Origin of the sequence: Frateuria sp. GZRe12 (genome assembly GCF_051900535.1) — a bacterium.
Classification (GTDB): domain Bacteria; phylum Pseudomonadota; class Gammaproteobacteria; order Xanthomonadales; family Rhodanobacteraceae; genus Frateuria_A.
Genome location: NZ_JBHZGI010000008.1, coordinates 26,292 through 49,033 on the forward strand (window position 1 = coordinate 26,292; position 22,742 = coordinate 49,033).

The 22,742-nt window shown below is 67.8% G+C and carries 26 protein-coding genes; 23 read left to right on the forward strand and 3 right to left on the reverse strand.

What is annotated here, in order from left to right:
* Positions 1-29 precede the first annotated feature (29 nt).
* The gene (locus ACFWZ4_RS15425) at positions 30-482 is read right to left on the reverse strand and encodes a hypothetical protein (RefSeq protein ID WP_439705549.1); all 453 of its coding nucleotides are present in this window, start codon (positions 480-482) and stop codon (positions 30-32) included.
* An 89-nt stretch (positions 483-571) separates the two neighbouring features.
* Entirely contained in the window at positions 572-1,423 is an 852-nt protein-coding gene (asd, locus tag ACFWZ4_RS15430; RefSeq protein WP_439705550.1) for an archaetidylserine decarboxylase, read from the reverse strand.
* Positions 1,424-1,514: 91 nt separating this feature from the next.
* On the opposite strand from asd, the gene prmB reads away from it, so the two are divergent.
* The 10 genes from prmB to ACFWZ4_RS15480 all read left to right on the forward strand — a co-directional run bounded on the left by prmB (position 1,515) and on the right by ACFWZ4_RS15480 (position 11,629).
* A complete protein-coding gene (gene prmB, locus ACFWZ4_RS15435; protein ID WP_439705551.1) occupies positions 1,515-2,435 on the forward strand; it encodes a 50S ribosomal protein L3 N(5)-glutamine methyltransferase in 921 nt (306 codons plus the stop codon).
* A 20-nt stretch (positions 2,436-2,455) separates the two neighbouring features.
* Positions 2,456-2,986: a GNAT family N-acetyltransferase gene (locus ACFWZ4_RS15440; protein ID WP_439705552.1), complete on the forward strand. Its 531-nt coding sequence runs from the start codon at positions 2,456-2,458 to the stop codon at positions 2,984-2,986.
* Between the two features lie 143 nt (positions 2,987-3,129).
* Complete coding sequence (aroC, locus tag ACFWZ4_RS15445) at positions 3,130-4,218, forward strand: chorismate synthase (protein WP_439705553.1); 1,089 nt, start codon at positions 3,130-3,132, stop codon at positions 4,216-4,218.
* 20 nt (positions 4,219-4,238) lie between these two features.
* Positions 4,239-5,246 (forward strand): 2-hydroxyacid dehydrogenase, encoded by a 1,008-nt coding sequence (locus tag ACFWZ4_RS15450; protein WP_439705554.1) that lies wholly within the window; start codon positions 4,239-4,241, stop codon positions 5,244-5,246.
* Positions 5,247-5,277: 31 nt separating this feature from the next.
* Positions 5,278-6,309: an aspartate-semialdehyde dehydrogenase gene (locus ACFWZ4_RS15455; RefSeq protein ID WP_439705555.1), complete on the forward strand. Its 1,032-nt coding sequence runs from the start codon at positions 5,278-5,280 to the stop codon at positions 6,307-6,309.
* Positions 6,309-6,611: a hypothetical protein gene (locus ACFWZ4_RS15460; protein WP_439705556.1), complete on the forward strand. Its 303-nt coding sequence runs from the start codon at positions 6,309-6,311 to the stop codon at positions 6,609-6,611. Before ACFWZ4_RS15455 ends, ACFWZ4_RS15460 begins: the two co-directional genes overlap by 1 nt.
* A gap of 161 nt (positions 6,612-6,772) precedes the next feature.
* The gene (locus tag ACFWZ4_RS15465) at positions 6,773-9,067 is read left to right on the forward strand and encodes a FimV/HubP family polar landmark protein (protein ID WP_439705557.1); all 2,295 of its coding nucleotides are present in this window, start codon (positions 6,773-6,775) and stop codon (positions 9,065-9,067) included.
* A gap of 158 nt (positions 9,068-9,225) precedes the next feature.
* Positions 9,226-9,993 (forward strand): tRNA pseudouridine(38-40) synthase TruA, encoded by a 768-nt coding sequence (truA, locus tag ACFWZ4_RS15470; protein ID WP_439705558.1) that lies wholly within the window; start codon positions 9,226-9,228, stop codon positions 9,991-9,993.
* On the forward strand, positions 9,990-10,619 hold the full coding sequence (locus ACFWZ4_RS15475) for a phosphoribosylanthranilate isomerase (protein WP_439705559.1): 630 nt from the start codon (positions 9,990-9,992) through the stop codon (positions 10,617-10,619). Before truA ends, ACFWZ4_RS15475 begins: the two co-directional genes overlap by 4 nt.
* Positions 10,620-10,621: 2 nt before the next feature.
* The gene (locus ACFWZ4_RS15480; protein WP_439705560.1) at positions 10,622-11,629 is read left to right on the forward strand and encodes a cupin-like domain-containing protein; all 1,008 of its coding nucleotides are present in this window, start codon (positions 10,622-10,624) and stop codon (positions 11,627-11,629) included.
* A gap of 68 nt (positions 11,630-11,697) precedes the next feature.
* Here ACFWZ4_RS15480 and ACFWZ4_RS15485 read toward each other — a convergent pair whose 3' ends face one another.
* The gene (locus tag ACFWZ4_RS15485) at positions 11,698-12,585 is read right to left on the reverse strand and encodes a LysR family transcriptional regulator (RefSeq protein WP_439705561.1); all 888 of its coding nucleotides are present in this window, start codon (positions 12,583-12,585) and stop codon (positions 11,698-11,700) included.
* A gap of 112 nt (positions 12,586-12,697) precedes the next feature.
* Here ACFWZ4_RS15485 and trpB point away from each other — a divergent pair, with 112 nt between their 5' ends.
* From trpB to ACFWZ4_RS15550, 13 genes are all read left to right on the forward strand, one after another.
* Positions 12,698-13,909 carry a tryptophan synthase subunit beta gene (trpB, locus tag ACFWZ4_RS15490; protein WP_439705562.1) on the forward strand — a complete coding sequence of 404 codons (1,212 nt, stop codon included), beginning with the start codon at positions 12,698-12,700 and terminating at the stop codon, positions 13,907-13,909.
* Positions 13,906-14,706, forward strand: a complete 801-nt coding sequence (gene trpA, locus ACFWZ4_RS15495; protein WP_439705563.1) for a tryptophan synthase subunit alpha — start codon at positions 13,906-13,908, stop codon at positions 14,704-14,706. Before trpB ends, trpA begins: the two co-directional genes overlap by 4 nt.
* 81 nt (positions 14,707-14,787) lie before the next feature.
* A complete protein-coding gene (gene accD / locus ACFWZ4_RS15500; RefSeq protein ID WP_439705564.1) occupies positions 14,788-15,657 on the forward strand; it encodes an acetyl-CoA carboxylase, carboxyltransferase subunit beta in 870 nt (289 codons plus the stop codon).
* Positions 15,658-16,041: 384 nt separating this feature from the next.
* A complete protein-coding gene (locus tag ACFWZ4_RS15505) occupies positions 16,042-16,473 on the forward strand; it encodes a DUF4399 domain-containing protein (RefSeq protein ID WP_439705565.1) in 432 nt (143 codons plus the stop codon).
* Positions 16,474-16,504: 31 nt separating this feature from the next.
* On the forward strand, positions 16,505-16,825 hold the full coding sequence (locus ACFWZ4_RS15510; protein WP_439705566.1) for a hypothetical protein: 321 nt from the start codon (positions 16,505-16,507) through the stop codon (positions 16,823-16,825).
* Between the two features lie 82 nt (positions 16,826-16,907).
* Positions 16,908-18,308, forward strand: coding sequence for a glutamate--tRNA ligase (gene gltX / locus ACFWZ4_RS15515; RefSeq protein ID WP_439705567.1), 1,401 nt, complete (start codon positions 16,908-16,910; stop codon positions 18,306-18,308).
* Positions 18,309-18,324: 16 nt separating this feature from the next.
* On the forward strand, positions 18,325-18,612 hold the full coding sequence (locus ACFWZ4_RS15520) for a hypothetical protein (protein WP_439705568.1): 288 nt from the start codon (positions 18,325-18,327) through the stop codon (positions 18,610-18,612).
* Positions 18,613-18,816: 204 nt separating this feature from the next.
* The gene (locus ACFWZ4_RS15525; RefSeq protein WP_439705569.1) at positions 18,817-19,284 is read left to right on the forward strand and encodes a transcriptional repressor; all 468 of its coding nucleotides are present in this window, start codon (positions 18,817-18,819) and stop codon (positions 19,282-19,284) included.
* 338 nt (positions 19,285-19,622) lie between these two features.
* Positions 19,623-20,045, forward strand: coding sequence for a MerC domain-containing protein (locus tag ACFWZ4_RS15530; RefSeq protein ID WP_439705570.1), 423 nt, complete (start codon positions 19,623-19,625; stop codon positions 20,043-20,045).
* Positions 20,046-20,091: 46 nt separating this feature from the next.
* Positions 20,092-21,036: a cation diffusion facilitator family transporter gene (locus ACFWZ4_RS15535; protein WP_439705571.1), complete on the forward strand. Its 945-nt coding sequence runs from the start codon at positions 20,092-20,094 to the stop codon at positions 21,034-21,036.
* A 101-nt stretch (positions 21,037-21,137) separates the two neighbouring features.
* Positions 21,138-21,299 carry a 30S ribosomal protein THX gene (locus ACFWZ4_RS15540; protein ID WP_231325007.1) on the forward strand — a complete coding sequence of 54 codons (162 nt, stop codon included), beginning with the start codon at positions 21,138-21,140 and terminating at the stop codon, positions 21,297-21,299.
* 140 nt (positions 21,300-21,439) lie between these two features.
* On the forward strand, positions 21,440-21,907 hold the full coding sequence (locus ACFWZ4_RS15545) for a hemerythrin domain-containing protein (protein ID WP_439705572.1): 468 nt from the start codon (positions 21,440-21,442) through the stop codon (positions 21,905-21,907).
* Between the two features lie 16 nt (positions 21,908-21,923).
* Positions 21,924-22,724 carry a cysteine hydrolase family protein gene (locus ACFWZ4_RS15550; protein ID WP_439705573.1) on the forward strand — a complete coding sequence of 267 codons (801 nt, stop codon included), beginning with the start codon at positions 21,924-21,926 and terminating at the stop codon, positions 22,722-22,724.
* The last annotated feature ends 18 nt before the right edge of the window (positions 22,725-22,742 follow it).

Here is a 22,742-nt window from a genome sequence, read left to right on the forward strand (position 1 = left end):
TGGCTTAGCCCACCGTTCCCATCACCGACTCAGGCGGCGGCGCTGGGCTGCATCCAGCGCTCCACCACGTCCTCGCGCTCGCGGGCGCCGCTACCGTGCAGTTCCTTCAGCTCGCGCACCACGCGCAGCAGTTGCCGGTGGCGCGAACGCACGAACGCATGGGGCGAATCCTTGGTCTCGTGATAGGCCACCGCCAGCCACAGCGCCATGCCGCGCAGCGCGACTTCCGGGTTGTCCGAGCAGGCGCGGGCGAAACCGGTGGCGGTGCCACGACCCCAGGGCAGATAGCGGTCCTGCGGCGGGGTGCCATAGAGATGGGGGAACTCGCTGCGCGCGGCCTGGCCGATTTCGCGCAGCGTGAGCAGGCTCAGCCTCGCGCGGGCGCCGGCGGGCAACGCCGCCAGGCCCTTGCTGATGCCGCGGAACTGACGTTCCAGCTGCTGGCCGCGCACGAAGGCGATGAGCGGGACGATCGATCGCATGGGTTCTCCCCCGGAGCCGTTTGACGGCCGGAGCATAGCCAAGCGTTGTGCACGGGTGCGCCTAGAACGTCACAGAATGACGCTTTGCGTCAGTCGTTCGGCAGCGGCCGGCGGCCCAGGCGCTGGCCCAGCTTGACCGTCTGCTGGGACTGGAGTGCGTCCAGTTCGATCATCCCGGGCGGCAGCAGCAGGATCACCGTCGAACCCATGTTGAAGCGCGCCATCTCGGCGAAGCGCGCCAGCGTGATGCCCTGGCCGGCGAACGACTTGCGGCGGATGTCCGAGGCATAGGGCGGGATCACCAGTCCGTCCCACACGGTGGCCACGGACGACACCAGCACGGCGCCGACCATCACTGCCACGAACGGGCCGTTCGGGCTGTCGAAATGGCATACCAGGCGCTCGTTGCGCGCGAACAGCCGCGGGATCGCCTCCACCGCGAACGGCGCCACGCTGAAGATGCGACCGGGGATGTGCACGGTCTCGCGCAACGTGCCGCCGAGCGGCATGTGCACGCGGTGGTAATCGCGCGGTGAGAGGTAGATCGTGACGAAGTCGCCTTCCCGGTACGGGGCGGCTGCTTCCTCGTCGCCGAGCAGTTCGGCGGCGGTGTATTCCTGTCCCTTGGCCTGGAAGATGCGCCCGTCCACGATGCGGCCGGACTGGCTGATGCGCCCGTCCGCCGGCGAGATCAGCGTGGTCGGATCGCCGTCCTCGTGCCGCGCGTTGGGCTTGAGCTTGCGGGTGAAGAAAGCATTGAAGTGCTGGTAGGCGAACGGGTCCGGCTGCGCCGCTTCGCCCATGTCCACCTTGTAGCGGTGCACGATCTGGCCGATCAGGAAGTTCTTCCACGGCCGCCAGGTCCAGCGCGTGGCCCAGTAGACCACCCGCGACAGGGCGCGGTGGGGCAGGAGATATTGGATGAGGACGGCGAAAGTCATCCAGCCAGTATAAGGGCCAAGCCGTTCGCCCTGAGCGTGGCGGTGAGGGATAATCGCCGATCCTCCACGCCGCGCCCGCCAGGAAAGGCCCGTGACTGCCGAACTGTCTTCCATCATCGACTTCATCCGCTACGGCGCCAGCCGCTTCTCCGCCGCGGGACTGACCTTCGGTCACAGCCACGACAACCCGATCGACGAGGCGACCCACCTGGTGCTGGCCAGCCTGCACCTGCCGCCGGACATCCCGCCGGCCTACGGCGCGGGCAAGCTCACCGCCGAGGAACGCGCGCGCGTGCTGGAGCTGATCGAGCGGCGTGTCACCGAGCGGCTGCCGGTGGCCTACCTGGTCGGCGAGACCTGGTTCGCCGGGCTCAAGTTCAAGAGCGACCGCCGCGCGCTGGTGCCGCGCTCGCCCATCGCCGAGCTGATCGAGTCGGGCTTCGCGCCCTGGCTGGACGGCCGTCATGTCGAGCGCGCGCTGGACCTGTGCACGGGTTCGGGCTGCATCGGCATCGCCATGGCCGAGTACAACCCCGACTGGCAGGTCGACATCGTCGACATCAGCGACGAGGCACTGTCGCTGGCGCGCGAGAACATCGTGTTCCAGCACGTCGAAGGGCGCGTGGAAGCGGTCAAGTCGGACCTGTTCGAGGGCGTGAAAGGCCGTCGCTACGACCTCATCGTGTCCAACCCGCCGTACGTGACCGAGGACGAATACGCGGCGCTACCGGGCGAGTACAGCCATGAACCCAAGCTAGGGTTGACCTCGGGCGAGGACGGGCTGGACATCTGCCTGCAGATGCTCGATCAGGCGGCCGACCACCTGAGCGACGACGGCCTGCTGATCGTGGAGGTGGGCGAGAGCGAACACGCGCTGGCGGCACTGCTGCCCGAAGTGCCATTCGTGTGGATCGAGTTCAAGGTCGGGCCGATGGGCGTGTTCGCGCTCGAGCGCCGCGACCTGGTCGAGCATGCCGCGGCGATCCGCGCCGCGGCCGACGCGCGCCGCTGAGCATCGAGGGAAGCGGCCGCATGGAACTGACCACCGACCGCCTGCTGCTCGATCGGCTGCACACGGGCGATGCCGAAGCGCTTTACACCTGTCGGGCCGACCCGGCGGTGGCACGCTTCCAGGGATGGCGTCCGGCGAGCGTCGCGGAGGCGCGCGCGTTCATCGACACGCAATCGGAACCGGCGCCAGGCCTTTGGTTCCAGCGTGCGATCCGCTTGCGACAGAGCGGGGCGCTGATCGGCGACCTGGGCGTGTGCCTGCCGGCCACGCCAGGCGACTCGGTGGAGTTCGGCATCAGTCTGGCGCCCGCGCACCAAGGCATGGGTTATGCGTGCGAGGCGCTGCAGGCGCTGTTCCATCAAGGTTTCGACGTACTGGGCTGGCGCCGCATCCATGCTTCGGTCGATCCGCGCAACGCTGCTTGCATGAGCCTGCTGCAGGCGCTGGGCATGCGCCAGGAGGCGCATTTCCGCGAGAGCCTGTGGCTGCACGGCGAGTGGGTGGACGACGTAGTGTTCGCCATCCTCTCGCGCGAGTGGCAAGCGGCCTGAGCTTCCTCGCGGGAGCGCCCTTGGGCGCGACCGCCATCCCGATGGTCGTGGCGGCAGCGGGGATCGCGGTCGCGTCAAGGGCGCTCCTGCAGGGCTTGCCGGCGAGCCGCTATGCTTCGGCTTCCTCGTAGCGGGCGCGCGGCATGTCCAGCAATTCCTTCGGCAAGCTCTTCACCGTCACCACCTTCGGCGAAAGCCACGGTCCGGCGATCGGCTGCGTCATCGACGGTTGCCCGCCGGGCCTGGCGATCGCGCCGGAGGACTTCCGTCACGACCTGGAGCGCCGCGCCACTGGCCGCAGCCGGCACACCTCGCAGCGCCACGAGGCAGACGAAGTGGAAATCCTCTCGGGCGTCTACGAGGGCAAGACCACCGGCACGCCGATCGCGCTGCTGATCCGCAATACCGACCAGCGCAGCAAGGATTACGGCGACATCGCGCAGACCTTCCGCCCCGGCCACGCCGACTACACCTACTGGCAGAAATACGGCATCCGCGACCCGCGCGGCGGTGGCCGCGCCTCGGCTCGCGAGACCACCATGCGCGTGGCCGCCGCGGTAGTCGCAAAAAAATGGCTGGTCGAGCGCCACGGCGTGCGGGTGCGCGGCCACCTGGCCCAGTTGGGCGATATCGTGCCGCGCGGTTTCGACTGGAATGCAGTGGAAGCCAATGCATTCTTTTGGCCGGACGCCGGGCAGGTGCCGGAACTGGAAAAAGCCATGGACGCGTTGCGCAAGTCCGGCGATTCGGTCGGGGCACGCGTCAGTGCGGTGGGCGAAGGCGTGCCGCCGGGTTGGGGCGAGCCGGTCTATGGCAAGCTCGATGGCGACCTGGCGGCAGCGATGATGTCGATCAATGCGGTCAAGGGCGTGGAGATCGGCGCTGGCTTCGCCGCGGTCGCGCAGCGCGGCACGCAACATCGGGATGAAATGCATTTGGACGGCTTTACGTCCAACCATGCGGGTGGCATCCTTGGCGGGATAAGCACTGGTCAGCCGGTGACGGTGTCGGTGGCGTTCAAGCCGACCTCCAGCATCCTGGTGCCGGGGCAAAGCGTGAACCTGGCCGGCGAGCCGGTGCAGGTGGTCACCAAGGGGCGGCACGATCCCTGCGTGGGGATCCGCGCCACGCCCATCGTCGAGGCCATGCTGGCGCTGGTGCTGATGGACCACGCGCTGCGCCATCGCGCGCAATGCGGCGACGTGGGGCCGGTCGCCCCGCGAATCGCCTGAGCTTTCACTACGGAACACCAATGATCGGCAAGCCGCGGGTGTGGATCTCCCGTCCCACCTTTTCCGACATCGTCGCTCGCCTGGAGCCGCACTTCGAGGTGGCGACCGAGGCGGAAGAAACCGTGTTTCCGCCGGTCGTACTTGCCGGCAAGCTCGCGTCCTGTGATGCCGCGATCGTGGGGCTGAACCAGCGTATCGGCGCGATGGAAGTGGCGAGCGCGCCGCGGCTTCGCATCGTCGCCAACCTCGCCGTCGGTTACGACAACCTGGACATCCCCGCATTGACCGCGGCGGGCATCGCCGCGTCCAATACCCCGGACGTGCTCAGCGAAAGCGTGGCCGACTTCACCTGGGCGCTGCTGCTGGGTTCGGCGCGCCACATCGGCGCGGCGGAGCGCTGGCTGCGGGAAGGGCGTTGGCGTGCCAACGGGTTCAAGGATTGGTTGGGGCTCGACACGCGGGGCCGCACGCTGGGCATTCTCGGCATGGGACGCATCGGACAGGCGATCGCGCGCCGCGCCACGGGTTTTGGCATGCAGGTGGCCTACCAAAACCGTTCGCGACTGCCGGCCGCTGTCGAGGCCGGATGCGCGGCGCGCTACGTGGACAAATCCACGCTGCTGGCCGAGTCGGACTTCCTCGTACTGGCGGTGCCCCTGACCGCCGAGAGCCACCACGCCATCGGCGCGGCCGAGCTGGCGGCGATGAAACCCACCGCCGTGCTGGTCAACATCGCCCGCGGCGGCGTCGTCGATGATGCTGCGCTGGCCGCCGCCCTGGCCGGGCGACGCCTGGCCGCCGCCGCGCTGGACGTGTTCGAAGGGGAACCGGCCGTGCACCCGGCCCTGCTCGCGCTCGACAACGTCATCCTCAGTCCGCACATTGCCAGCGCCACCTGGGACACTCGCCGCGCGATGACCGCGCTGGCGGTGGACAACGTTCTGGCGTTGTTCGGCCATGGCCCTGACGCGGGGCATCCGCCCTCCCTCCTAAACCCCGGGGTGCTGGCCGTGCGGCCGGCGCCCTGACCACCTCCCCACACAGGCAGCAAGACATCCCATGAGCAAGAAGAGCAGCTACAAGGTCGCCATGGTCGGCGCCACCGGCGCGGTTGGCGAAACCCTGCTGGGCATCCTGGCCGAGCGGGATTTCCCCGTCGGCGAACTGGTACCGCTGGCCAGCGAGCGCTCGGCCGGCGAGAAGATTTCCTTCGGCGGCAAGCAGGTCACCGTCAGGAACCTGGCCGATTACGACTTCGACGGCGTGGATATCGCCTTTTTCTCCGCCGGTGGCTCGGTCAGCCGCGAGCATGCGCCGCGCGCGGCCGCGGCGGGCGCCGTGGTGATCGACAACACTTCCGAGTTCCGCTACCAGGACGACGTCCCGCTGGTGGTCGCCGAGGTCAACCCGCACGCCATCGCCGACTACACCACCCGCGGCATCATCGCCAATCCCAACTGTTCGACCATGCAGATGCTGGTGGCGCTGGCGCCGATCCACCGCGCCGTGGGCATCGAACGCATCAACGTGGCCACCTACCAGTCCGTTTCGGGCGCCGGCCGCAGCGGCATGGAGGAGCTCGGCCGCCAGACCGCGGCCCTGCTGAACTTCCAGGATGTGGAACCGGGCAAGAAATTCCCCAAGCAGATCGCTTTCAATGTGATCCCGCACATCGACGAGTTCCAGCCCAACGGCTACACCAAAGAAGAAATGAAGATGGTGTGGGAGACGCGCAAGATCCTGGAGGACGACTCCATCGCGGTGAACCCCACCGCCGTCAGGGTGCCGGTGTTCTACGGCCACGCCGAGGCGGTGCACGTGGAGACCCGCGACAAGATCGGCGCCGACGAGGCCCGCGCGCTGCTGGAGCAGGCCGAGGGTGTCGTGGTCATGGACGAGCGCAAGCCGGGCGGCTATCCGACTCCGGTGGGCGATGCCGCCGGCAAGGATCCGGTGTTCGTGGGCCGCATCCGCGAGGACATCTCGCACGAGCGCGGCCTGGACCTGTGGATTGTGGCCGACAACATCCGCAAGGGCGCTGCGCTCAATGCGGTACAGATCGCCGAGCGGCTGATCGAGGACTATCTCTGATGCGAAAACCCTGGCTCCTGCTACCGCTGCTGACCCTCCCGGTGCTGCCGGCCTTGGCCGACGGTGGGCCCGAACAGGCCGCGGTGGCAGGGCAGGCGGCGCCCGCACAGGTGCATCTCAAACGGCAGCTGCGCGCCCGGGGGGCCGAGATCGTGCAGCTGCAGCGCCAGCTTACCGAGCAGGAGTCGCATAGCCGCCAGGCCAGCGACCGCCTGGATGAGCAGGACCGCGAAATCGCCCGGTTGCAGCGCCAGCTGGAGGCCCTTGCCGGCCAACGGCAGAAGGGCAATACGGGCCGATGACCCGCCGCTGGAGCGAGAACAGACCGCAGCAATATGCGCTAAGCGGTCGCCGCAGCTATTGTTGATTGGCCTACATATAACTAAAGTGACGCGCGTTCCGGTGTCGCCGCAGCCCGCGGCGATGGCATGAAGCGTCTCGGGCGTTTGGGGGAATCGAAGCGATGAATCGTTCGTTGAAACTGTCGATGCTGCTGGCGCTGGCTCTGGGCAGCACCCAGGCGGCGGCGCTCGAATTGGGTCAGATCCAGGTCAAATCGGCCCTCGGCCAGCCGTTGCTCGCGGAGATCCCGCTGACGCCGGACAGCCCCGCCGAGCTGCGCAACCTCACCGCGCGCCTGGCCTCGCCGGAAGACTTCGCCCGCGCTGGCCTGGCCGGTGTCCGGCCCGACCTGCCGCTGCAGTTCAGCATCGTCGACGTGGGCGGACGCAAGGTGATCCGCATCACCAGCGCGGTGGCGGTCAACGACCCCTACCTCGACCTGCTGGTGGAAGTGGACAACGCATCGGGCCGAAGCCTGCGCGAGTTTCCGGTCCTGCTCGACCCGCCTGGCACCGCGCCAACGGCGCCCACCGTACGTGCTCCGCGCGGCAACGCGCCCCGCGCCACCGCGCGTCCGGCGACGGCCGGTTCCACCGCCGCCCAGCCGGGCGCCGGTCGCGTCGCAGCCGGCGGCCAATACCAGGTCGAACGTGGGCAGACGCTGTCGGGCATCGCCCGCCAGGTCGCCCCGGCCGGCGTGGATGCGAGCCAGATGATGCTGGCCCTCAAGCAGGCCAATCCGGACGCGTTCTACCAGGACAACATCAACGCGCTGAAGAGCGGCGCGGTCCTGCGCGTGCCGACCAGCCAGGAAGCGCAGGCCATGAATGTGGCCGCCGCGATGGCGGAGATCCGCCAGCAGAACGGCGACTGGCGCGCCCAGTCGACGGGCTCGACCACCACCGTGGCCGATGCGGCTGCGCGTACGGAAGCCTCCGGCTCCTCCGCAGGCACGACAGCAGACCGGCTGGCCCTGGTGCCGGCGAAGGAAGGCGGCAAGGGCGCCGGCGTCCAGGGCGGCAAGGGTGATGCAGCCCTGCGCCAGGACTTGATGCGCACCCAGGAGGCGCTGACCACCCTGCAGCAACAGAGTGCGGACCTGAAGTCGCGGCTGAAGGATCTGCAGGACATCAACGACAAGAACACCCGCTTGCTCGCGCTCAAGGACAACGAGATCGCCGAGCTGCAGCACAAGCTTGCCGACGCCCGCAAGAAGGCCGGCCTGCCGGCCATGACTTCGACGGCCGGCACGGGTGCCACCGCAGCGGTCGCCGAAACCACCACGAAGCCGGCCGCCGCGGCTACGGCGATCGCGCCGGCCGTGCCCGGTAGCGCCCGTTCCCTCGCCACGACGACCTCCGTACCGTCCGCACACAGCGCGGCGACAGCTCCTGCGGCCGCCCCGGCAGTCAAGCCCGCCAGCAAACCGGTCAAGCCGGTGGTCCGCAAGCCGGTGCCCCCCGCGTCGGCGGAGCAGCCATGGTTCATGCAGCCGTGGGCGTGGGCCGCTGCCGGTGGCGCGGTCCTGCTGCTGATCCTGCTTGCGCTGCTGGGTCGTCGCCGCAAGCCGGCGGGTCCGCGCGCCGTTTCCACTGCCCCCTCGCTGGCCGACCGCTTCGGCGCGGTGCCGGATACGTCCACGCCCGTTAGCGCGGATCCGGACCAGGACGAATTGCTCGACCAGCTGGCAGAACATCCGGACGACATCGGCCTGCACCTGGAACTGGTGAGCCTGTACTACTCCCGCCGGGACGTGGACCATTTCGAAGCCGCGGCCGAGGCGATGCACGCCCATATCGTCGATCCCGAGCAGGACGAGTGGCAGGACGTGGTTGCCATGGGCGAGGACCTGGTGCCGGGCCATCCGCTGTTTGCCGGCCAGGGTGCGCAGGACGCGTTCGATTCGCGCGAGGACGAGCGTCACCAGGTGATCGGCGAGGAGATGGAACCGTTCGATCTGGACAACTACGCCGACCACGCTGAGGAAACCGGGATCCACGACGAGCCGACCGGCGGCGAGCGTCCCAAGGTCAGCGAGTACCACTTCGATTTCGACCTCACCCCGACACGCCCGGCCCCGGCCGGGACTCCCGCGATGGATGCCCGCGTCGCCGACGAGGACGAGGACCTTACGGTCATGCGGAACGTCGAGCCGGCCCCGGTGGAAGACGCGACGCCCTCGACCTGGAACTTCGAAGAGCCGGTGAACGACACCACCGGCAGCGCGACCGCCGCCGAGCCGCAGGAAATGGGCCAGTTCAGCGACGACCCGATCGACACCAAGCTGGACCTGGCCCGTGCCTACATGGACATGGGCGACGCCGATGGCGCCCGCGCCATGCTCGAGGAAGTCATGAACGAGGGCACGCAGATGCAGAGGGATGCGGCGCAGCGCCTGCTCGATTCGCTGTCCTGAAGCGTTCTCCATCGCTTGCAAGAAGGGCCGGCCATGCCGGCCCTTCTTGCGTCCGGGCTGCGTAAACTGGCTTTCCGTTTTCGTTCTCCGCATCCGGATCGGTTGCGGTGGGCTGGAGCCCACCCTACGCTTCCGGGCTGTTTCGCAGGAACCAACACATGCGCATTGCCCTGGGCGTCGAGTACGACGGCACCGATTTCCTCGGCTGGCAGCGCCTGTCCCACGGTTCGACCGTGCAGGGCGCGCTGGAGCAGGCGCTCTCGCGCGTGGCCGCGCAACCGGTCACGGTGACCTGCGCCGGACGCACCGACGCTGGCGTGCACGGGCGTTGCCAGGTAGTGCACTTCGATACCGACGCCGAGCGCGACATGCGGAGCTGGGTGCTGGGTGCATGTTCCAACTTGCCCACCGCCGTGGCGGTGCTGTGGGCGCAGCCGGTGCCTGGTGCCTTCCATGCGCGCTTTTCCGCACGCAGCCGGCGCTATCGCTACATCATTCTCAACCGCCCGGTTCGCGCTGCGCTGGACGCTCGCTACGTCACGTGGGAGCGGACACCGCTGGATGCATCGGCCATGCATCGGGCCGGGCAGGCGCTGCTGGGTGAGCACGATTTCTCGGCTTTCCGCGCGGTGTCCTGCCAGGCCGCGCACGCGCGACGCTGCGTGCTGGGCCTGGACGTGCGGCGCGAGGGCGAGCAGGTGATCGTCCAGATCGAGGCCAACGCCTTCCTGCATCACATGGTGCGCAACATCGTCGGCTCCCTGCTGCCGGTAGGGCGCGGGCAACAGGCCGTCACTTGGCTGGCGCATCTGCTTGCCGGGCGCGATCGCGAAGTGGCAGGGCCGACCGCGCCGTCCTCCGGGCTGACCTTTCTCGGCCCGCGTTACGAGGCGCACTGGGGGCTGCCGGCGGAGGTGAGCGCATGATCCGCATCAAGTGCTGCGGCATGACCCGCGCCGTGGATGCCGTGCTGGCCGCCGAACTGGGCGCCGACGCGATCGGGCTGATCTTCACCGCACGCAGCCGCCGGCGGGTAGATATCGGCCAGGCCCGCGCGATCGCCCGCGCGCTGCCGCCGATGGTCACGACCGTGGCGCTGTTCATGGACGAGGATGCCGTTTTCGTCGACGAGGTGATCGCTGCGGTGCAGCCGGCGCTGCTGCAATTCCATGGCGCCGAGCGCGACGACTGGTGCGCGCAGTTCGGACGGCCCTACCTCAAGGCGATCGCGATGGGCGACGGGAGCGATGCGTTGCCACGGCTGCGCGCGTACCCGGGCGCGGCGGGACTGGTGCTCGACGGCCACGGTCTGGGCGAGGTGGGTGGTAGCGGCAAAGCCTTCGACTGGTCGCTGATGCCGCGCGGCCTAGCGCAGCCGCTGATCCTCGCCGGCGGGTTGCACCCCGGCAACGTGGCCGAGGCCATCCGCATCGCGCGACCGTGGGGCGTCGACGTATCCAGCGGCATCGAATCGGCGCCGGGCATCAAGGATCCGGCGCAACTGGAAGCCTTCATCGCGGCGGTGCGCGCCGCGGATAAGGTTCCACGCTGAGCATGGCGTTGCCGCAGGCCATCGAGGAAATCGACGCCGGCGCAGTGCCGGACCGGGCGGTCCTGATGGCTCGCGACCGCCCGCTGGTGATGCGCGGCCTGGTTCGCGACTGGCCGCTGGTCAGGCTGGCGCAGACATCGGACACCGTCTTTGCCGAGGATCTGGCCGCGCTGGACAACGGCACGCCGGTAGACACCTTGCTGATGCCGCCCGAGGCCGAGGGCCTGATCGGCTACAACGAGGCGCTGGACGGCTTCAACTACGAACATTACCGCATCCCGCTGACGCTCGGCCTGCAGCGGCTGGCCAGCTACAGCCGGGTCGATCATCCGCCGGGCCTGGCGATCCAGAGCGCATCGATCGCCGCCTGCCTGCCCGGATTCCTGGAACACCACGCGCTGCCGCTGATCGGCCCAGATGTTCCACCCCGATTGTGGATTGGCAACCGTGTCACCACGCCCACGCATTTCGACTCGCAGCACAACATTGCCTGCGTGGTGTGCGGCCGGCGGCGCTTCACGCTGTTTCCGCCCGAGCAGTTGCCCAACCTGTACATCGGTCCGCTCGACTTCGCCCCCACCAGCACGATGATCGGAATGGCGCGCCTGGACCGGCTGGACGATCCGCGCTTTTCGCGTTTGAAGCAGGCGCTTGCCGCCGCGCAGGTGACCGAGCTCCACCCCGGCGATGCCATCTACATGCCGCCGCTGTGGTGGCATCACGTCGAGTCGCTGGAGCGGCTCAACGCGCTGGTGAATTACTGGTGGCTTTCCGTGGACGAGGCGGGCTACACCACCGGCCATGCGCTTTCGGCGCTGTACCACGCCATCCTGGCCTTCCGTGGATTGCCACCCACCGAGAGGGCTGGCTGGAAGCGGCTCATGGAGCACTACGCGTTTGACGATTGCGATCCGCTGGAACACCTGCCGAAGGAGAGGCGTGGCGTATTGGGCACGCGCACGCCGCAGTCGCTCGAGCGACTAAGGGAACTGGCAAAGCGATATCTGTAGAAAGCCGGACGCCTTCCGCCTTCCCGCCACGGGAAGGGCTGCGCCCGCTCGCACGCTGGAGAGGGACCTCAAGCGCGTTCGGTCAGTTCGTTCCGTGCCCAGGCGGCCAGCGCTTCCAGGCGCGCGTCGCCCGCGCGCGTGGTGGCGAGGACCCAGCGACCGCCCGTTTCGCGAAAACCCCATGGCGCGAGCAATCGGCCACTGGCCAGGTCGTCGGCGACCAGCGGTTGCGGGGCGATGGCTACGCCCAGCCCGGCGGCGGCGGCCTCCAGCAGGAAATAAAGATGCGGCAGGGCTTGCGTCTGCTGCATGGATTCCGGCGCCAGCCCCATCGCCCTTGCCCAGTCCGGCCAGGCCTGCGGGCGCGAGGCGGTGTACAGCAGCGGCTCGTCGCACAGCGTGGCGGGGGGCAGGGTGCGCAGGCGCTCGAGGTCGGGATGGCGGGGACTGAGCACGGGGCCGATGCGCTCGGGTGCCAGGTCGTACACCTGCCACGAGGCCGGCCAGGGTGGTGCTTCCAGCAACAGGGCCACGTCCACCCCAGCCAGGGAGGCCGGTTCCTCCTGCGCTGCCAGGTGCAGGGTCAGCGCGGGCAGGTCGTGCCGCAGGCGTTCCAGCCGGGGAATCACCCAGCGCGCCAGCACGCTGCCCGAGCAGCCCAGTACCAGGGCCGCGTCCGCTTGCTCACGCCGCAACCGGGCCCAGCTTTCGCGCAACTGTCCGAACGCGGCATGGCAACTTTCCTGCAAGCGCCGCCCTGCGGTGGTGGCCTGGATACCTCGGCCCTGGCGCAGGAACAGGGGCTGGCCCAGCGCCTCTTCCAGTGAACGCACCTGCCGGCTCACGGCGCCGTGGGTGACGTGCAGTTCTTGCGCCGCCAGGCTCATGCTGCCCAGCCGGGCGGCGGCCTCGAAGGCGCGCAGGGCATGCAGCGAGGGCAGGTCGCGGTCCGACATGCTGTGAGTCTAGCTCACACGCGGCTACGAATTTTTCGCTTTTTCACAAGGCTGGCCGGCACTAAGGTGTGAGGCTTCCTGCGGCGACCCGCCGCTGCCGATGGAGCCCCCCATGCCCGCTACCCAGGATTTCCACCGCTGGCCGGACGAGCACGGCCGGTTCGGCGCCTATGGCGGCAGCTATGTCGCCGAGACGCTGATGGCGCCGCTGGCCGAACTGACCGAGGCCTACCAGCGGCTGCGCCGGGATCCGGATTTCCTGGCGGAACTGGACCGCGATCTCAAGTACTACGTCGGCCGTCCGAGCCCGATCTACCACGCCGAGCGGCTGTCGAAGCATGTCGGCGGCGCGCGGATCCTGCTCAAGCGCGAGGACCTCAACCACACCGGCGCGCACAAGATCAACAACACCATCGGGCAGGCCCTGGTCGCGCGACGGATGGGCAAGCAGCGCGTGATCGCCGAGACCGGCGCCGGGCAGCATGGCGTGGCCAGCGCCACGGTGGCCGCACGCTTCGGCATGCAGTGCGTGGTCTACATGGGCGCGGTCGACATCGAGCGGCAGAAAATCAATGTCTATCGCATGAAGCTCTTGGGTGCGGAAGTGGTGCCCGTCACCTCGGGTTCGAAAACGCTCAAGGACGCGCTCAACGAAGCCATGCGCGATTGGGTCACCAACGTGGCCGACACCTTCTACATCATCGGTACCGTGGCCGGACCGCATCCGTATCCGCAGATGGTGCGCGACTTCAACGCCATCGTCGGACGCGAGGCGCGCGAGCAGATGCTGGAGGGCTACGGCCGTCTGCCCGATGCGATCACCGCCTGCGTGGGCGGCGGTTCCAACGCGATCGGCCTGTTCCATGCCTTCCTCAACGATGCGGTCGTGCGCATCGTCGGCGCCGAGGCGGCGGGGGAGGGCATGGACACGGGACATCACGCGGCGTCGCTGGCAGCCGGCCGGCCGGGCGTGCTGCACGGCAACCGCACTTATGTGCTTTGTGACGACAACGGCCAGATCACCGAGACACACTCGGTCTCGGCCGGTCTGGACTACCCCGGCGTCGGCCCCGAACACGCTTTCCTCAAGGACACCGGCCGTGCCGAGTACGTTGGCGTCACCGACGACGAAGCGCTGGAGGCGTTCCACCTGCTCGCCCGTACCGAGGGCATCCTCGCCGCGCTTGAATCCAGCCACGCCGTGGCGCAGGCGATGAAGCTCGCGCGCGAATACCCGAAGGACGCGCTGGTGCTGTGCAACCTCTCCGGACGCGGCGACAAGGACGTGCACACCATCGCCGCGCGCGAGGGAGTGCAGGTATGAGCCGCATCGATCGGCGCTTTGCCGCGCTTGAAGCCGATAGCCGCACCGGACTGATTCCATTCGTCACCGCGGGCGATCCGTCGCCCGAACATGCCGTCGCCCTGATGCACGCCCTGGTTGCGGCGGGCGCGGACCTGATCGAGCTGGGTGTTCCATTTTCCGATCCCATGGCCGACGGTCCGGTCATCCAGCACGCCAGCGAGCGGGCGATCGCCAGCGGCGTCGGCCTGGGCGATGTGTTGCGATGGGTCGCCGAATTCCGCCAGCGCGACGCGGACACGCCGGTCGTGCTGATGGGCTACCTCAACCCGATCGAAATGCACGGCTACGCGCGCTTCGCGCAGGACGCCGTGCAGGCGGGTGTCGACGGCGTGCTGGTCGTCGATTGCCCGCTGGAGGAGTCGGCCGTGCTGGAGCCGCTGCGCATCGTAGGCCTGCAGCAGATCCTGCTGGCCGCGCCCACCACCGCACCCGCGCGTATGGCGAAGTTGTGCGAGGCGGCCCGGGGCTTCCTGTACTATGTGTCGTTCGCCGGAATCACCGGCGCGGCACGGCTGAGCACGGCGGACATCGCCGCGCGCGTGGCCGAAGTGCGCGCCGGGGCGAAGGCGCCGGTGGCGGTCGGCTTCGGCGTCCGCGATGCGGCGACTGCGAAAGCGATCGCCGGATTCGCCGACGCCGTGGTCATCGGCAGTGCGCTGGTAGAGCGCCTGGCCGGCGCCACGGAAGCGGATGACATCGCCACGCGGGCGCGCGAGTTTCTCGCGCCGATCCGCGCAGCACTGGACGCGCCCTGACCTGCGCACGTTCCTTTTCGATGAGGAACGGGTGAGGGCCCGGGGCTCGCGGTGTGGCACAGCATAGTTGACGAGGTCCCCATGAACTGGCTTCAGAAAATCATGACCCCGCGTGCACGCACGCACAGCACTCCGGCCAACAAGGGCAAGGTGCCCGAGGGCGTGTGGGACAAGTGCGGCGGCTGTGGCACGGTGCTGTACCGGCCGGAGCTGGAGCGCAACCTGATGGTCTGTCCCAAGTGCGGCCACCATCACCCGATCGGTGCGCGCGAGCGCCTGCTCGCCCTGCTCGACGAGGGCTCCACGCAGGAGCTGTGGGCCAGCCTGGAACCGACCGATCCGTTGAAATTCCGCGATTCGAAGAAGTACCGCGACCGCATCGTCGCTTCGCAGAAAGCCACCGGCGAGAAGGACGCGATGATCACCATGAGCGGCCGCCTGAAGGGCCGCCCGCTGGTCGCTACCGCGTTCGAGTTCTCCTACATGGGTGGTTCGATGGGTTCGGTGGTGGGCGAGAAATTCACCCGCGCGGCCGAGCGCGCACTGGCCGAGAAGAGCGCACTGGTGTGCTTCTCCGCCACCGGCGGCGCGCGCATGCAGGAAGCGCTGTTCTCGCTGATGCAGATGGCCAAGACTTCCGCCGCGCTGGCGCGCATGCGCGACGCCGGCGTGCCCTACATCAGCGTGATGACCAATCCGACGACGGGCGGTGTTTCGGCCAGTCTGGCGATGCTTGGGGACATCAACATCGGCGAGCCGAAGGCGCTGATCGGTTTCGCCGGCCCGCGCGTGATCGAGCAAACCGTGCGCGAGACGCTGCCGGAAGGCTTCCAGCGCTCGGAGTTCCTGCTCGAGCACGGCGCCATCGACCTGATCGTCGACCGACGCGAGATGCGCGAGAAGCTGGCCGAGCTTTTCGGCCTGCTGATGAAGGCGCCGCGCGCGGCCTGATCGAACGCCACGAACAACGACGATGCCGCCGAAAGGCGGCATCGTCGTTTGTGCGGGTCCTGTTTTCCACACCCGATGTGGATGCCCTGCGGTAAACCCTGTGGACAAACCGCGGAGGCGGCTTTGTCGTCAGTTACTTGGCACGCGCTGGTCAGTTTTTACGCAGCGGCAACATCGCCTTCGCAGGTTGTCCACAATGCTTGTGGAGCCAGCTGGGGTAAGCCTGTGGATAGGTGGCCTATCTGCTTGATCGACAAGCGCAGGGCGACACGATGCGCAGGAAGTGACCAGCGCGCCTTCGCGTCCATGCGGATCGCAGATGCGGCATGACGCGGTTGGATGCTGCCGGCATACTGGCCTGCCACGCCCGAGGAGATCCCACGCATGAAACGGATGATGTTCGCCGCCGCGTTCGCCATCGTTGGCGCCGCTTCCTTTGCACAGACGCCTGCGCTCCCGGTCACCAAGGCACCGGCCGGTGCCGAGGCCTACATCATCTCGCCCGTCGACGGTGCCACCGTCGGTCGCGAGGTCACGGTGCGCTTCGGCCTGAAGGGCATGGGCGTGGCGCCTGCTGGCGTAGGCAAGGAGCACACCGGGCACCACCACCTGCTGGTGGATGCGACCGACCTGCCGCTTGCGGGCCGGCCGATTCCCAACGACGAACACCACATGCACTTCGGCGGCGGCCAGACCCAGGCCACGCTCAAGCTCACCCCCGGCACGCATACGCTGCAGCTGGAGCTGGGCGACGCCAACCATGTGCCGTTCGCGCCGCCCGTGGTGTCCAAAAGGATTACCATCCACGTGAAGTGAGCGCACCCGCCGGAGGTGCCGAATGAAGCCGTTGACGTTGATGGTCGCCCTGGTCCTGGCCTTGCCGGTTTCCGTATGGGCGACCGTCGCCATGGAAGCGCAGGAAGCCACCACCGGATCGACAGATGTCGTCCACCCGGTACCGGCCGGCGCTCGCTCGCATCGCCCGCTGTTCATCGTGAAATACGTGCTGCGGCGTCCCGCGCCCGAGACGCCGCAGATCGTCATGGACGATCCGTCGGCGCAGATCATGCCGCCAGGAAAGGATGTTTCCGCGACAACGCTGGGCGCCATCGAGCGCGACCCGAACACGCTCGTCTGCACAAGCTGGGGTTGCCAGCGAAGGCCGTGACTGCCTCGCTGCGGGCCGCCGCAGCCAAGTCGCGGCAATCGGCTAAAATCCTGCGTTTGCCCTCCGCAGCCGCAGAATTCCCATGACCGTCCGCACCCGCTTCGCTCCCAGCCCTACCGGCTTCCTGCACATCGGCGGCGCCCGCACCGCGCTTTATTGCTGGCTGGAGTCGCGCCGTCGCGGCGGCGAGTTCCTGCTTCGCATCGAGGACACCGATCGCGAGCGCTCCACCGATGAAGCCGTGCAGGCGATCCTGGATGCCATGCAGTGGCTCGATCTGTCCGCCGACCAGGCACCGATCTACCAGACCCATCGCCTGGCGCGCTACAAGGAAGTGGCCGACCGCCTGCTCGCCGAAGGCAAGGCGTACTACGCCTACGAGAGCAAGGAAGAGATCGAGGCGATGCGCGAGGCGGCCATGGCCAAGGGCGAGAAGCCCCGCTACAACGGCTACTACCGCGACCGCAACGAGCCGCTGCGCGAGGATCCCAACCGCGTCATCCGCTTCCGGAACCCGACCGAGGGTTCGGTGGTGTTCGAGGACAAGGTCAAGGGTCGCGTCGAGTGGGCCAACGCCGAGTTGGACGACCTGGTGATCTTTCGTTCCGACGGTTGGCCGACCTATAACTTCGCGGTGGTGGTCGACGACATCGACATGGGCATCACCGAGGTGATCCGTGGCGACGACCACGTCAACAACACGCCGCGTCAGATCAATATCTACAAGGCGCTGGGCGCGCCGGTGCCGGAGTTCGCGCACCTGCCGATGATCCTGGACAAGGAGGGCAAGAAGCTCTCCAAGCGCACCAACTCGGTCAGCGTGATGGAATACCGCGACGCGGGTTACCTGCCGCACGCGATCCTCAATTACCTGGTGCGGCTGGGCTGGTCGCACGGCGACCAGGAGATTTTCTCGCGCGAGGACATGATACGCCTGTTCGACATCTCCGACGTCAACAAGGCCGCCTCGCGCTTCGATACCGAGAAGCTCGCCTGGCTGAACCAGCACTACCTGAAGTCCGACGATCCCCACAAGCTCGCGCCCGAGTTCGAGTGGCACCTGGCGCGCGCCGGCGTGGACATCTCCAACGGCCCCGCGCCCGCCGACGTGATCGTTGCGCTGCGCGACCGCGTGCATACGCTCAAGGAAATGGCCGAGCGCGCGAAGATCTGGTACGCGCCGATCGCGGAATGGGACGACAAGGCGGTCGCCAAGCACCTGAAGAACGAGAGCGCCGTGGCCGTGCTCGAGCAGGCCAAGGCGTTGCTTGCCGACGTCGAATGGAGGCCCGAGCCGATCCACCAGGCGATCGAGCAGATCGCCGCGAAGCTCGAGCTCGGCATGGGCAAGATCGCCCAACCGCTGCGCGTGGCGATGACCGGCACGCAGGTCTCGCCGTCGATCGACCACACGATCTTCCTGGCCGGGCGCGCCGAGGCGCTCAAGCGCATCGACGACGCGATCGCCCGCGCGCAGGGCTGAGCCCAGGGCGCGCGGGATGGACGAACTCCTTGCCCGCGCCACGCAGGGTGTCGATCCCGACGCCCCCGATGCGTTCCTGCGTATCTTCCTCAACCTGATGGCGCTGGTCCCCTGGAGCGCGCTGATCTGGTGGAACCTCCTGTTCCTCGCCGTCGGTGCGCTGCTGGGCTGGTGGCGCGGTCGCACCGCCGAGGGCATCGCCTGGGCATTCGTGCTGGGCCCGATCGGCTGGCTGGTCGTTCTGCGCCGGCCTCGGCGCAAGATGCCACCGCCGTTGCCGAATGGTCGGTTGCGTGGCCGCTAGGTTCGGGCGAGTTTCCGGCAACCACCAGACATTCCCGCAGGCGGTCCAGACTGTGCAGCCTGGCCAGCCGCAACGGCAGTTGCCGCAGGCGCAGGTCAGGTAGGAGGGCAAGCCTTGCGGCGAGGTCGTCGAGGTCGCATCGGCCTTTCCACGGCGTTGCCGGGCGCGCGGTATCATCGCGGCATCAACCCGGATGGGCCGATCGTGTCAGCCAAGCTCCACTCACATCACGTCGAAGACGCCGAGAGTTTCGTCGCGGCGGTCGAACAGGCCAGCGAGGAGCGCGGACTGCGGCTCACTCCCTTGCGCAGGGAAGTGTTGGCGCTTGTCGCCGCGGCGGGCAAGCCGGTCAAGGCCTACGACCTGCTCGATCAACTGCGCGAACGCCACGGGAATGCCGCGCCACCCACTGTCTATCGCGCGCTGGATTTCCTTCTCGAGCAGGGCTTCATCCACAAGCTCGAGTCGATCAACGCCTACGTCTCCTGCCACCACCCCGCCGAGGCGCACCAGGTGCCGTTCCTGATCTGCGACAGCTGCGCGAGTGCGCAGGAGGTCTGCGATGCACGGGTGGCCGAGTTGATCGAGGCGCAGGCGCGGGCTTTCGGCTTCCGGCCGCAGGCCCAGACGCTGGAGGTCCACGGCCTCTGCAAGCAGTGCCGCGAGGGCTGACCAGGAAAAGCCCGACCCGCGGTTGCGCAATCGATCGGACCGCCCGCGATCACGGCGGGAATGACATGACCGTTTCAGGGCGCAAGCAAAAGTGCGGGGCGCGATACATCCTGTATCGCGCCCCGCTTTTCCCGGTGTTGGCGGGGAGGGAACTGTGCCGCACCGGAAAACCGCTTAACTCGCCTGCAAGCTCGCATGTCCGGGCTGCGACCCGTATGGCTTGCATTCAGCCATTCTAGAACGCGGCGGCGACAGCTGGGTTGACGATCCGTTACAGCATCGTGGCAGCAGATCGCGTTATAAAGTAACATTGCAGCCAGCTCCTACCGATGCCGACGATGGCCCGACCACCGATATCACGCGCATGGCAGATCGCCGATCGGTTCGGCGCGGTCGCCTCGTTCCTGTGCGCGATCCATTGCGCGGCCTTGCCGTTCGTGCTCGCGGTGTTGCCGCTGGTCGGGCTCGAGTTCCTGGCCGATCACCGGTTCGAGCGGGCGTTCGTCGTGTTCGCCTGCGCGCTGGCCCTGCTGACCCTGGTCAACGGTTACCGCAGGCACCGCCGACCCGGATCGCTGATGCTGGCGTTTCCCGGGCTGACGTTGCTGCTGCTGGGCGTCACCGTGGCCGAGCGGTATCCGGTCGCGCTGCATAGCGTGCTGGTCACCTGCGGCGGCGTGCTACTGGCGAGCGCGCACTTCATCAACCTGCGGCTCGATCGCCGGCTTCCCCACGTGCACGACGCCGGTTGCGCGCATTGAGCGTCGGTGATTGTGTAACGCGCGGGGGCGTTCCTACGATGCCGCGATGAGCAAATCGCACGAGCACGGGCCGCACGACCATTCGCACGGCCACCACGAACACGACCACTCGAGCGTGCGCGGACGCAAGCTTCTGGCGGCCTTCCTGCTGACTCTGCTGATGCTCGTGGCCGAGGCCGTTGGCGGCCTGTGGTCGGGTTCGCTCGCGTTGCTTGCCGACGCCGGGCACATGACGGTCGACGCGCTGGCGCTAGCGCTGGCATTCATCGGCGCACGGCTTGCGCTGCGTCCGGCCGATGCGCGCCGCAGCTACGGGTACGGGCGGCTCGAGGTATTGGCCGGTTTCGTCAATGCGTTGACCCAGTTCGTGCTCGTGGGATTTATCGCCTACGAGGCGGTCACGCGCCTGCTGCATCCGGGAGCGATCCTTTCCGGCGTGATGCTGGTGGTGGCGGTAGTGGGCCTGCTGGTGAACCTGCTGGTGTTGCGCGTATTGCACGGCCACGCCCACGACGACGTCAACATGGCCGGCGCCAGCCTGCACGTGATGGGCGACCTGCTCGGCTCGTTCGGTGCCGTGCTGGCCGCGTTGGCGGTGCGTTTCATGGGTTGGAACTGGGCCGACCCGGTGCTCTCGCTGCTGGTCTCCCTGCTGATCCTGGGGGGCGCCTGGCGGTTGCTGCGCAAGTCGGCGCACATCCTGCTCGAGGGCGTGCCCGAAGACCTGGACGTGGGCGAGGTCGAGCAGGCCCTGCGCCAGGCCGACGCCTCGATCCGCGACATCCACCACCTGCACGTGTGGCAGCTTGCTTCCGGCTCGCGCATGGCCACGCTGCATGCGCAGGTACGGGATGGCGAGGAGGCCGGAGCGGTGGCGGCAATCCATCGGCAGTTGCGCAAGCAATTCGGGATCCTGCACGTGACGGTCCAGGTGGACGCGGGTCCGTGCACGGACCGTGCGCGCGACTGCCTGGGGCACGGGCACCACTGAGCGTGTCGGGCAGGCGGTAAAGCTCTTTCGTCGCTCTTGCGCTTTACCTCTTCGCTGCTACGATGGCTGGCCGTTCACGCATTACGAATCAAGGAGTTCCCATGGGTAAGGGCGATCGCAAGACCCGTCGCGGCAAGACCTACCGCGGCAGCTACGGCAACACCCGTGCGCACGATGCGCAGCCGGCCGTGGTTGGCGCCAAGGCCACCGTGACCAAGCCGGCCGCCGCCAAGAAGGCAGCGCCGAAGAAAAAGTCCGCCTGAGCTTTCCGCTCGCGGATCGAAAAAGCCCCGCCATGAGCGGGGCTTTTTTTTTGGCGTTCCGCGGCGATTAACCTGGGAAGACACGCGCTTCACCGCGCACATGGAAACGTGCGGCTGGCAGGGGTGGGACCGGAGCAGGCATGAACGCAATCGAGCTTTTGAAGCAGGACCACGAGACCATGAGGGCGCTGCTGGATGAGCTGGTCGGCACCACCACGCGCGGCGTGAAGAAGCGCAGGGAACTGGTGCAAAAGATCGAAGCCGACCTGCGTATGCACAACGCCATCGAGGAAGAGATCTTCTACCCGGCGTTCAAGACAGCAGGCGACGGCAAGGACGACGCGAAGATGTATTTCGAGGCGCTGGAGGAACATCGCGCCGCCGGCGACCTGGTGTTGCCGGACCTTCTCAAGACCGAGGTCGACAGCGAGAAATTTTCCGGTCGAGCCAAGGTGCTCAAGGAACTGTTCGAGCACCACGCCGACGAGGAAGAAAAGGAAATGTTCAAGCGCGCCAAGGCGCTGCTGGGCAAGAAGGCGCTGGACGAACTGGGCGAACAGATGGCGCAGCGCAAGATGGAATTGAAGAAGCGGCTGGAAGCGGCCTGAGGTGGCGGCGGCCAACATGGCAAATCCAAGCCGGCGCCAACACGAGGATGCCTTCGAGCCGCGGCGTAGCGCCCTGGTCATCATCGACATGCTCAACGACCTCGAATTCGTAGGAGGCGAGGAGTTGCTGGAGCAGGCCATGCCGGTGGCCACGGCGATCGGACACGTGCGCGACTGGTACCACGCGCACGACCTGCCGGTGATCTACGCCAACGACAACTTCGGGCGTTGGCATGCCGACCTGGCCAAGGTCATCGAGCATTGCCGGCGCGTCGGTTCCCGCGGCGCCGAGCTGAGCGACGGGCTGCTTCCGGGCGTCGAAGACTATTTCGTTCTCAAGCCGCGCCATTCGGCGTTCTACGAAACGCCGCTGTCCACGTTGCTGGAAAAACTCGATATCAAGGCGCTCGCCGTGGTCGGCATCGCCGGGGACGACTGCGTGCTGCGCACCGCGTTGGACGCGCAGATGCGCCAGTTCCCGTTGTGGGTGCCGGCCGACGGCATCGCCTCGCAGACCACCCTGCGCAACCAGCGTGCGCTGGCGTGCATGCAGGAGGTGGCCAAGGCCGACATCACCCGCATCGACGCGCGCCTGTCGGAATGGGACAACACTCAGCGGAGCCAGAAAATGAGCAGTCACGACCGCAAAGACGTGCAGCACCCCGATTGCAACAAACCGCAGCGCCCGGAAACCGAAACCGAGCGGCAGGGCCGGAAGGCACACGAGAGCGAACTCACCGACGAAGCGGTGGAGGAAACTTTCCCGGCCAGCGATCCGGTCTCGCCGTTCATTCCGGCCAAGACGCCGGAGGATTGATCCGGCGACCCGGCCCGG